The organism is Methylobacillus sp. MM3, from assembly GCF_001645185.1.
Classification (GTDB): domain Bacteria; phylum Pseudomonadota; class Gammaproteobacteria; order Burkholderiales; family Methylophilaceae; genus MM2.
The window spans coordinates 43,811-55,182 of record NZ_LXTQ01000059.1; the positions used below are offsets into that span (position 1 = coordinate 43,811).

Annotated in this window: 9 protein-coding genes; 7 read left to right on the plus strand and 2 right to left on the minus strand. The window is 55.4% G+C overall.

What is annotated here, in order from left to right:
* Positions 1–159: 159 nt before the first annotated feature.
* The 5 genes from A7976_RS14585 to A7976_RS14605 all read left to right on the plus strand — a co-directional run bounded on the left by A7976_RS14585 (position 160) and on the right by A7976_RS14605 (position 6,971).
* Positions 160–1,347: a PEP-CTERM sorting domain-containing protein gene (locus tag A7976_RS14585; protein WP_067113639.1), complete on the plus strand. Its 1,188-nt coding sequence runs from the start codon at positions 160–162 to the stop codon at positions 1,345–1,347.
* Positions 1,348–1,567: 220 nt separating this feature from the next.
* Entirely contained in the window at positions 1,568–2,380 is an 813-nt protein-coding gene (locus A7976_RS14590) for an outer membrane lipoprotein-sorting protein (RefSeq protein ID WP_067113642.1), read from the plus strand.
* A 68-nt stretch (positions 2,381–2,448) separates the two neighbouring features.
* Positions 2,449–3,837 carry a DUF1302 family protein gene (locus A7976_RS14595; protein WP_131801041.1) on the plus strand — a complete coding sequence of 463 codons (1,389 nt, stop codon included), beginning with the start codon at positions 2,449–2,451 and terminating at the stop codon, positions 3,835–3,837.
* A gap of 37 nt (positions 3,838–3,874) precedes the next feature.
* The gene (locus A7976_RS14600) at positions 3,875–6,181 is read left to right on the plus strand and encodes an RND family transporter (protein ID WP_082878185.1); all 2,307 of its coding nucleotides are present in this window, start codon (positions 3,875–3,877) and stop codon (positions 6,179–6,181) included.
* A gap of 145 nt (positions 6,182–6,326) precedes the next feature.
* On the plus strand, positions 6,327–6,971 hold the full coding sequence (locus A7976_RS14605) for a PEP-CTERM sorting domain-containing protein (protein WP_067113647.1): 645 nt from the start codon (positions 6,327–6,329) through the stop codon (positions 6,969–6,971).
* Between the two features lie 113 nt (positions 6,972–7,084).
* On the opposite strand, the gene A7976_RS14610 is transcribed toward A7976_RS14605, so the two are convergent.
* Together A7976_RS14610 and A7976_RS14615 are read right to left on the minus strand one after the other, a co-directional pair.
* On the minus strand, positions 7,085–8,041 hold the full coding sequence (locus A7976_RS14610; RefSeq protein WP_067113650.1) for a transglycosylase SLT domain-containing protein: 957 nt from the start codon (positions 8,039–8,041) through the stop codon (positions 7,085–7,087).
* A gap of 217 nt (positions 8,042–8,258) precedes the next feature.
* Positions 8,259–9,029: a GAF domain-containing protein gene (locus tag A7976_RS14615; protein ID WP_067113653.1), complete on the minus strand. Its 771-nt coding sequence runs from the start codon at positions 9,027–9,029 to the stop codon at positions 8,259–8,261.
* A 341-nt stretch (positions 9,030–9,370) separates the two neighbouring features.
* On the opposite strand from A7976_RS14615, the gene A7976_RS14620 reads away from it, so the two are divergent.
* Together A7976_RS14620 and A7976_RS14625 are read left to right on the plus strand one after the other, a co-directional pair.
* Entirely contained in the window at positions 9,371–10,003 is a 633-nt protein-coding gene (locus tag A7976_RS14620) for an XrtA/PEP-CTERM system exopolysaccharide export protein (RefSeq protein ID WP_067113656.1), read from the plus strand.
* A 118-nt stretch (positions 10,004–10,121) separates the two neighbouring features.
* Positions 10,122–11,372: XrtA system polysaccharide chain length determinant (locus A7976_RS14625; protein ID WP_082878187.1), on the plus strand; the 1,251-nt coding region annotated here is incomplete at its 3' end.

The window sequence follows — 11,372 nt, forward strand, 5'->3', positions numbered from 1 at the left end:
TGTAATTCATTGTCGGGATTATTTACATAACATCGATGGATGGCAAATAATTATTCATTCAAGGTATTGTTTTAATTCATATTAATACTCTGGCCCGCGTCTTGCTTATAGATTAGCGAGAGAGCGACAAAGCTCTGGTTACGTGTACTGGAGAAAATCATGAATACAAAATTACGTAAATTGATCCTTGCCAGCGCGATGGTGCTCGCTGCCGGGACTTCAGGGGTGGCAAGTGCTGTTGATCCTTTCGTCCTGCCTAATCCGGACAACAATACGAACGTTACCCTTGGCCTCTATCCTGACGCTACGGGAGAACTGCGAGAAGCCTATCTCATGAACGGCATCCCGATCGCCTTCAAGTATGACGACTTCTGGTCTTATTCCGGGCCGCTGCTGGAGTCAATCCAGACGAATTCCCCTACGCTGATCCCCGAGTCGACCTTCGGCTCTTACAATTTTTCGACGGGTACTGGGGTAATCGACATCAACCTCACGTCGACTGCTCAAGGCGCGACCAACGTTGTGTCACTCCCCCCTCCTGGCCCAAGCGGCGATCTGACTTTCCAGGACCCGGCTGAACTCGATAACGGCGACCCAATAGGGGGATGGACATGCAATTGGGGCGGGTCAACGCAAGCCTGCACGTTCTATAATGATGATGGCACTGTGGCGTCGAGCTATAGCAGTCCGTCAGGGGACATCAATGGCGTGACTACGGTCGGCAACCTGCTGACCTACCTGCAGAGCCTTGACCCATCGTTCACCATCCCGCTGATCTATGCCGACTACAACCAGACCGGCAGTGGCGACTCGCTGTGGTTCAGCGCGCAGGTCCAGATCATCGATCCATTAACCGGACTGCCCGTTGCCTCTTGGCAGCTTGACTCCACAACCAATGGCACCTGGGACGAAACGGACCCGACTTACAACTACGGGAAGATCAGCTTCCTGGGAGACGCGGCAGCTTGTGCGGCCGACCCGTGGGATCCGGTGACGGGCGAGGGCTGTGCCGGGGTTACGACTGATGGCGCGGATTATGTGAACCTCGAACATAACAAGGGATCCGGGTCCGCCGACTTTATGGTGTTCGCCGATACCATGGACCTGAGCCTGTTTGATCCGTCTTTCCTGTGGGTCATCAGCGGCGACCTGGGCTGCATCCCCGGTATCACGAGCCCCTTCCTCGGGACTGAAGATGGAGGCTGCAACACCAATGGAGCCGAGGAATTCGGTATCCTGGGCGGTGTTGGACCAACGGTAGTAGTGCCCGAACCGGGCAGCTTGGCTCTGCTGGCTTTGGGTCTGATCTCCCTCGGCGCCATCGCTCGTCGCCGTAACCATTCTTAAAGAAAAGGGCACAACAATCGCAAAGCGGCAGCACTTACAAAGTGAATTCAAGGGTGCCCATAAGGCACCCTTTTTTTTGAAGAACTTCTTCCGCTTGGCGAGTCTTATTCCTTTTTCCGGAATCATCCCAATTAATGCACATTTCCATGCTTCAAGGTTTCATGTACAGTAAAACATGCCGAAAAATCAACCGTTACGTCAACGTGAGGGAATGATGGCAATGGCAAATCACCTAGCGATATTGCAGTATGCCGTGGCAATATTCACCAGCCTGTTTCTGGCAGGCCAGGTATGGGCCGACACTGTGGGTGTCGAGCTGGCCCAGCGCGTTTACGACCGCCCCGATGGCAAAGACGCCGCTTTTGCCATGACTATGACGCTAACGGAGAAAAACCGCAGTCCGCGCGTCCGCAAGATGCTGCTCTACCGGCTGGACCAGAAGGCGGACGAAGTCTCCACCCTGATTCGCTTTACCGATCCTGCCGACATCGAAGGTACCGGCCTGTTGACGCTGGATCATGCCAGCGGCGACTCCGACCAGTGGATCTATTTGCCCGCCCTCGAACGCACACGCCGCATCGACTCCAATCGCAAGGGCGGCCGCTTCGTCAATTCCGATTATTACTACGAAGACTTGCGCGACCGCCAGGTCAACAAGGACCAGCACCGCATTCTCGGCCGGGAGGAATTAGCCGGCATTCCCTGCGAAATACTGGAAAGCATCCCCACTGAATCCGGCAATTCGGTTTATACCAAACGCATCAGCTGGATCGATTCGGTTACCTTGCTGCCGATGCGCGTCGATTTCTTCGAAAAACACCAGGATCAGCCCAGCAAACGCCTGCTGGTCGTCAAACGGGAAAAAGTTCAGGGTTACTGGACGGTCATGGACAGCACGTTGACGACGCTAAGCAATGGGCACCAGACGCGGCTGACGTTGGAGCGCACGCAGTATGACCGGGGACTGCCGGCGCGGCTCTTTACCAATCAGGTACTGGAAGACGAAAGCGCAGAGGAAGACTACCGTCCGTGATTGGTCGGCAGGTTTCGCGGTTATGCAATAAGAGTCTGATTCAGCAGGCTCTAAAAGGGAGAAGAAACATGACGCACTGTCGGACGATAATGGCGAGCGGACTGGCGGGGATATTCCTGTCGTTTGGCGTGGCGACGGCGGGCTATGCCGCCGATGATGAGATGGTGGACGAGCCAGCGTCAGCCCCGGTCGAGCAATCCCTGGACGCGGTAGAGCCGCCGGAAGAAAAGGCGAGCGCTCCCACCACAAAAAAGAAACGCTCGCGCAAAGCCGACAAGGCCGGCATCAAGATCAAGATCGACGATATCCGGGTCGAATACGGCCCTTTCGTCGACAAATCCAACCCTGCTTCCACCGATGCTTTCGTGCATGGGGCCGTCAGCGCCAAAGGGCAATCCGGCGCGTGGGAGTTCGCACTGGGCGCTCGCTTCGACGCGTATTCCCAGTCAGGCACGCAGGATTTCTACAAGGACAAGCTGGACTATGCGGAAAACTACCTGCGCTGGCGCGGCGAGGATACTCGCATCACGGTAGGCACGCAGAATGTGCTGTGGGGCCGTACAGACGAAATCTCGCCGATAGACCGCATGAGCCGCGCTGATCTCTCGCGCATTGTTTTGGACAAGCTGCCGGATCGCCGCCGCGCCGTCCCGGCCGTGCGGCTGGAACAGTTCGCCGGCGACTTCAAGATCGATGCGGTATGGCTGCCGGTGTTCGATGCCGCCGTACTGCCCGACCGGGACAGTTTCTGGAGCCCGGTGGATACGGTGAATGGCCGTTTGCTGGGCATAGGCGACGTACCCGGCATCATCGGCGCGCGGGTGCATGAAGACGAAGATGGCAGCGGCGGTGGCGGTATCCGCATTACCCGTTCCGGCGGCGGTCTCGATTACGGCTTCAATCTGCAGCGGGTGCGCCAGTCGCAGCCTTATTATCGTCTGGCGGCGCCGGGCTTGCTGAATGCGATCCACCCGTATAGCTGGGTGGTCGGCGGTGAGCTGGAAGCGCAGAAATGGGGCGCTACCTGGCGCATGGAAGCCGCCTGGAGCAGCGATCAGCCGGTGACTACCCGCGCCTTTCAGTACCGCACGGAACAGGCGTTCGATGTGGTAGTCGGCACGGAATTCTTTCCCGGCGACAGCGACACCCGTGTCACCTTGCAACTGACCGGCCACAAGACCTTCACCGACACGCCGCTGCTGGATCGGGACAATATCTACAACCTGACCGGCGAGATCGAGCACCCCTTCGCACAAGGGCGCTGGCGTGCAAACCTGCGCTTTATTGCCGGCATAAACGACCACGATCTTTATCTCACTCCCAAGATCGCTTACATCGGCATCGACCAGCATGAATTCTTTCTGGCGGCGCACGTGTTCAGCGGCTCCGAGAAAACCCTGGGAGGATATTACGAAGATGGAGATCTGATCCTGCTGGGCTGGCAGGCCAAGTTCTAGCCTGCAACGACACGGTACCGTTTTGAGGGCAGCCCAGATGCCTAAACGCACTGCGCAGATTTGGCTCCGGCACCTGATGCAGCCCAGGCTGCTCAGCCTGCGTGTTGCCATCGGCTTGATCGTGGCGATTCATCTGGTGGCAGGCGCCTTTCTATTGCGCCTGGAAGTGAATAATGCGCCTGAGCTCTATTTTCCCAACAACGCCCCTGCCACCATCCTAGATCGGCAAATTCGCGCGGAATTTCCCAACGATGAAGTACTGATCGGCCTGTTTGCCGGGAACGATCTCTATTCGAAGGAGTTTCTCGCCGCGCTTGACCGGATCAGCCAGCGTCTGGAACAACACCCGGACGTGGACCGCGTTTTCACGGTCACCAATACCGATCATATCGGCGGCAGCGAGGACGGCTTCACGGTCGAGCGTCTGATTGACCCGGAAACGCTGGATGACACCACCGCGCAAGAGCGCAAGGACAGGATACTTCAGGATCGCTTCGCGCCCGGTTTTCTGGCTGCGAAGGACGGCTCGGCCCTGGCGATCGTCGTGCGCGCCAACAAATTAGGCGAAAGCCGCCAGCGCGCAGCCATCGAAGCGGCCCTGTATGAGGCGGTCAGAACGGAAAAACTGGAAAAGAAACTGGTCGCCGTCGCCGGCCCGGTCGCGCTGGATGCCGCCGAAATGCGCTCCATGCTGCAGGACAGCGCATTGTTCACGCCGTTGGTCGTGATCATGGGTCTGCTGTTGCTGCGTTGGGTCGTGGGACGCACCCCGCCGGTCGTGATCGGCGCAGTAGGAATGAGCACCGTCGTGATCAGCTGCGTGGCACTGATAGCGGCCATAGGCCGGCCTTATACGCTGGTCACGGCGATGGCGCCCACCTTGCTGTTTGCCTATACCGCAGCCAATATCCTGCATCTGTACGCGGCCTTGCTACGCATGCGCAAGGCCGGCTTCCGCAGGCCGAAGCGCGTCGTCTTTGCGGTGCAACTGGTGCACAAGCCGGCGCTGTTCAACATGCTGAGTACTGCGGCCGGCATGATCAGCCTGGTGCTGGTGCCCATCCCGCCGATCCAGGTATTCGGCATTGTCGGCGCCTTCGGTACCTTGATGATTTACCTGGTAATGATCTATCTGATTCCGCCTTTGCTGGTGAAGTGGGATAGCGGCTACTGGCCGAAACGGAGCGGCGGTTTTTCATGGACCAAACGCATTTCCTATGGGTTGGCGAGCTTCAGCATGCGCCATGCCGGCTGGGTAGCGGCCACGATTGCCCTGATGGCGATCTTGACCGCGCCTCAAATCCTCAAGGTGCAGGCCGAATCCGACCTGTTGAAGTTCTTCGACGCCTCCCACCCCCTCACGCAATCCACCCGGCAGATCGAGGACAGGCTGGCGGGCGTTACCGCGCTGGAAATCGTCGTCGATGGGCCCGGCCGCGACGCTTTCAAGAATGCCGCGCGGCTGAAAATCCTCAAGTCCGTGCAGAGCCGGGTTGAAACCCTGCCGGAAGTTGACCGCACCGTATCAATGATGGATGTCGTCGAGGAAATGCATTGGGCTTTCAATGGCGAAGACCCGGCCGCGCGCGTGCTTCCCGATAACGACAAACTGCTCAGCCAGCTGCTGCTGATCTATGACGGCCGCGATTTGCAGGAGCTGGTGAACAACGAATACCAGCGCACCCGCATCCTGCTCAATGTGAATGTGCACGGCGCCAATGCCATCCAGTCCGTCATTGAAAAAATCGAGGCGCATCTGGCCAGAATCAATGCACCCGGCGTTACCTGGCAGATCGGCGGCGGCGGCCGTTTGTTCTCGGATCAGGAAGATTTGCTGGTTGTGGGCCAGGAACGCAGCTTCCTCGGCGCCTTCGGCCAGATATTCCTGATTATGCTGATTCTGTGGCGCTCCATTCCTGCAGCCGTCATCAGCATGCTGCCCAACCTGGCACCGCTCGCCTTCATTTTTGTCATCATGGGCACTTTCGGGATTTACCTGGATATGGCGACGGTACTGATCGCCAGCGTAGTACTGGGCATCACCGTGGATGACACCATCCATTTCTTTCACAGCTATCTGGAGCGACGCCACAAAGGTTGCGGCGTCGTTTTTTCCCTGGCACGCAGTTTCGAGGCCTCAGGCCGCGCCGTCGTCGCTATCTCGCTCCTGCTGGTGGCCCAGTTTCTGCTGCTGACGGTTTCACGCTTCCAGCCCACGTCGCATTTCGGCCTGCTCGCTTCCAGCGGCCTGCTGGCTGGGCAACTCCTTGAATTGCTGCTGCTACCGGCGTTGATCGTGCTCTGGAGCAAGCTAAGGATACGCCATCGACTGATGGCGGTTTAATGTCGGGATTTTTTACAGTTGCAAGGTCTCGACACAAAAATAACTTGCTTTGTTTTAGAGTTTAAGTATATTGAATTCATTAATCTTTTTCGCAATCGCGCTTTCGCCGTTCAAATCTATTTTTGATAGAAAGTGAAGTGACGCCATGAATAAGATCAACCCGCTTCTCTTGACCATTCTTCTTCTACTCACCGGCAGCCTTGCGGCCCATGCCACTGAGTTGACATTCACCGATGTGGCAGATCCGAGCCCGGACGAACTGATCGCATTTGGCGTCAACAAAACCTATAGCTACAGTCACAATATTCTTGACGATGGCTATAACGCACTCACGGATTCCATCACGAGCTCTTCGCTCGTATTCAGCTTTGCAGATGAAAGTACGGATGCAGCAGCGGAGTCGGTATTTTTTACATTCGACCTCGCGCCATTCGGTTCGCAGCTCGTCACCAACGGTGGGGCGACGTTTACTACCGTGTTTTCAGGATTGACCTTGAGCGGGTTGATTTCTGCAGATGGTATTCTGAACGTCGAGCTTGAAAATGCAGGCACGACCAATAGCCATCAGGAAGACAGGAGCGATTTTCTGTTCCTCGGTTCAACCCTGACGGTCAATGTAGATAGAACGACTAATGAAGTTATAACGATTCCGGCCGACGTCACCCTTGTGGACCCAGGCACCGTTACGGACTTCGTCGGCGTTCCGGAACCTGTAACGTTAGCACTGATGGGGGTAGGTTTTGCGGGTATGGGCTGGACCTCACGCAGGAGAAAAACCGTTAAGCGCTAAACTCATGAGCTATTAAGTAATAAAAAAGCACCCATGAATGAGGTTCTTTTTAACCATTTTAAATGTAATGGTCGGATTAGTAGCTACAACTAGACCATGAATCTAACTCTGATTTATTTTTTGGTATTCGCAGGTAAAACCACAAACTTTGCCGGCTCTATCCAGTTGGATTTGTAGGGATGGGTGGGGCTTTTGTAAAGCTTGGTAATTTTCTGCACATAATCCCTGGTTTCAGGATACGGGGGGATACCGCGGTACTTTTCCACCGTCCGTTCACCCGCGTTGTAGGCCGCCAACACCAAGCGCACATCCCCTTTGAAGTAAGCCAGCAACCATTGCAGATAAGCCAGCCCGCCCTTGATGTTATCTTTCGGGTCGAACGCGTTTTTGACGCGGAAGCGCTGGGCGGTCTCGGGAATGAGTTGCATCAGGCCTTGCGCGTTTTTGGGTGATTTTGCGTATACGTTGAAGCCCGATTCCACCGTAATGACGGCCAGAACCAGTTTGGGATCGACTTCGTAGTCGGAGGCCAGCTTGTGCACCAGATCAAAAATCGGGCCTCGCTGAAATAAGGTTTCCTCCATGACGACTTTCAGATGCCCCTTTCTTGCATACTGAAGCCCTTTCTCGTCAAGGCTCCCCTCCACCACGGGTTCAGGGTCTGGCAACAGGCATGAGGGCAATGGCGTCGTGGCGGAAGCATGAATGTATCGCAACATCTCCTTGGCATGTGTATGCCCTTGATCGCCAGCCATGGTAATCAACTGCGCGGCCACGCTATCGTCACGGGGAACACCGCGCCCATTGGCATACATCCAGCCTAGGGCGAATTGCGCATTTGCATTGCCCGAGCGGGCAGCACGGCAGTACAACTCAGCCGCCTTGATGTAATCCCGGGGCACACCCTCGGCGTGCTCGTACCTGACGGCCAAGGCTACCTGAGCCTCCGGACTGTTTGCATCCGCAAGCGTGGGCGGCGTGCCCTCGACAAGCCTATCGTCTGCTCCGGCACTCGCCATGAACGAGGCCAAAATCGCGAGCGCAAGCAATGATTTTTTCGAATGGGCCATACTTTCGCCACTATTGGATGCTTAATCCTTGAACAAGCAAATTGCGCACCAGTGTATTTTTTGCGGATGAATTCGAAACGGCAGGCATCGCAAGAGAAGTCTGGCCTCCCTTGTCCCGCATGGAATGGGTAAGTAGACATGCAGCGCATGGGTGAGAATCCACCAAGCACCGCTTTCAACCTTTATCGCGACGGGTGTAAAAAAATCCGACACCTTGCTAAGAGTCGTCGTCAGCGATCTCCGGCATACCCCGCGCGAGACGCTTGTTGTGTCGCTGCAAACTGCCGCTCAACTGTGAAATGATTTCGGAAGCGGCATTGATGATCTGGCTGGAGCCCAGACCTGCCCGGGTCATTTCCCTGTAAAAGGATTTCGCGAGTATTTTCGCCACCTGATCGGGGTTTTGCATCGCGGCGCCAACGCCCAAGGGCTCCATGCTCTTTTCCGCTTCGTGGAGCAGGGCCAGCTGCGCAAACCGGGAATTCAGGATATTTTGCAATTGAATCGCCTGGATGGATTTGCCGATGAAAAGAGCTATCACTTCGAGCAGACTCAGGTCGGCTTCGGTGAAGACATCCCCGCGCATATGACCGCTCACGTTGACCACGCCGACGATGCGCCGGTTGATGGGAATCGGCGATGAAACCAGGCTTTTGCGCGGATCGTCCGTACGTCGCGCACTGGCGGCGAGTTCCGATCGGCTAATGTCCTCGATAAGTATCGATCGGCCGGTGACAATGACCCGCCCCGCAATTCCCTCGCCTTTCCCTATCGACTCGGTATAGGCGGCGTCCGGCAATAGTCCGTAGCTGGCGCAGACCCGCATCCTGGGATTATCGGATTCGCCGTCTTTCAGCAGCATGATGGAGCATTTTTCGGCAGTGAGTGCTCTAGCCGATTTTTCGGCCAATTGCAGGAGGTTATCGTCGAGAGTTCCCTGTTCAAGAAAGTTGGACAGGTCTTGAAGTTTGATGAGTGGATTATCCATGAGACTCTCCTAAGGATTCCATTTCCTTGAACCTGACGGCGCTATTTCAATGACTCGTTTGATAACCGGCTGATCAAGGAAGATTTTACGAGTCTTGGCCATGAAAAAAGTATATGCTTATGTTCAGTCAAACTCATCCTTTAAAAAGTAGCTTAACTATTGATCAGCATTGGTTTATAAGATTTAGTAGAAAAATTCTTACCCGTGTGTAAAATAATTCCTACTTACTGATAGGAAAACAGCAGTGCGCTTTAAGGTAAGTATTAGTTTTTAGATATTCGTACAGAGATTTCGACTTGTTCCGGCGTTGCCGCTCTTCCACAGCGAAAGAGGTGATCCAAATGAATACACAACAATACACCCCGGGATGGCTGGTCTGTTTTGCTATCGTCTTTTCCCTCCTGATTCTCAACGGTTGCGCCAGTAAAGGATATCCGCCGCTCTCCGGCGAGGAAGGACAGGTTGCCGCGCATGATTACCTGGTAGGCCCGGGTGACAGCGTGAGCATCATGGTCTGGCGCAATCCCGAAGTTTCCATGTCCGTTCCGGTACGTCCGGACGGCAAAATCACCACCCCCCTGGTAGAAGACCTGCCAGCCAGCGGAAAGTCGGCTTCCCAGTTGGCGCGCGACATCGAAAAAGCACTTGCCAAATATATTCAGGACCCGATAGTCACGGTGATCGTGACCAACTTCGTCGGGCCTTATAGCGAGCAGATCCGTGTAGTCGGCGAAGCTGCCAAACCGCAAGCACTCCCCTACCGCGAAAACATGACGGTGATGGACGTCATGATTGCCGTGGGCGGCATTACCGACTTTGCCGACGGCAACCGTGCCAGCGTGATTCGCAATATCGACGGCAGCCAGCAGCAATTCGGTGTTCGCCTGGAAGATTTGCTCAGGGATGGCGATATCTCTGCCAATGTCGTGATGCGGCCGGGTGATGTGGTGGTCATCCCGGAAAGCTATTTTTAGATATCACATGACGGATTCCTTGCTTATGACCGTTTGATTTTCCGTGCCGGCCCGGGGATGAGAAACCCGGGTTTTATGCGACGCGACGCCGATCCTTGATTAAGGAGAGAGTGACCAGATGGAGGATCTGACTACACATGTAATTCCCTATTTAAAAGGGACATGGAAATATCGTTGGTATGGTGTCGTGGCGATCTGGGTTGTTGCCGTTATCGGCTGGCTGGTGGTGCATGAACTGCCTGACAATTACGAGTCGTCAGCAAGAATCTACGTGGATACCGAGAGCGTCCTGAAACCGTTGCTCGCGGGCATGGCTCAACCACCCAACGTTGAACAGCAGGTTACCATCATGAGCCGTACCCTGATCAGCCGTCCCAACGTGGAAAGAGTCATACGCATGGTCGATCTTGACCTCAAAGCCAGGACGGCGCAGGAAAGCGAGCAACTCGTCACCAACCTGATGGATGACATCAAGATCGAGGCCACCGGACGCGACAATCTGTTTACCATTTCCTACGCCAACGAAGATCGGCGAATCGCCAAAGGGGTCGTGCAATCCCTGTTGACCATCTTTGTCGAAGGCAGCCTCCGCGACAACAAGCAGAATACGACCTCGGCCATTCGCTTTATCGACGAGCAGATCAAGGAGTATGAACAGAAACTGCTCACTGCCGAAACCGCCCTCAAGACTTTCAAGCAAAAGAACATGGGCGTCATGCCCCGTAACAACAGGGACTTCGCCACGCAGCTCGCGGAAGTTTCCGATAGCCTCAACCAGGCGAGGCTGGAGCTGAAGGAAGCCGAGCAGGCGCGCGACGCGCTCAAGAACCAGATCGCCGGCAACGAACCCTCTACCATCATCGAAGATGCTCCTGTCGCCAGCATGACCGCCACGCCGGAAATCGACGAACGCATCCAGTCTTTGAACAAGCATCTGGATGCGCTGCTTTTGCAATATACCGAGCAGCACCCGGATATCATTGCGGCAAAGCGCCTGATCAAGCAGCTGGAAGAGCGCAAGAAGGAAGAAATCAAGCAGATCGAAGCGCGGGAGCGTGAGGAAGCAAAACTAATTCAGCAGAGCAGCGACCCCGGGAAAAACTATAGCCCGATGCTGCAGCAGCTGAATGTCGCGTTGGCAGAAGCGGAAGCGAGGGTCGCCTCGATGCGTGCCCGGGTAGAAGAATTCACTGCCCGCTTCAATCAAATAAAATCCATGAGCAACGCCGTACCCGAAGTGGAAGCGGCGCTAGCCCAGCTCAATCGCGACTACGAGGTCAACAAGGCCAATTACGAAAAGCTCATCGAACGCCGCGAAGCCGCCAAGATGTCCGGGGATATGCGGGCCACGACCGAGCTGATGACGTTA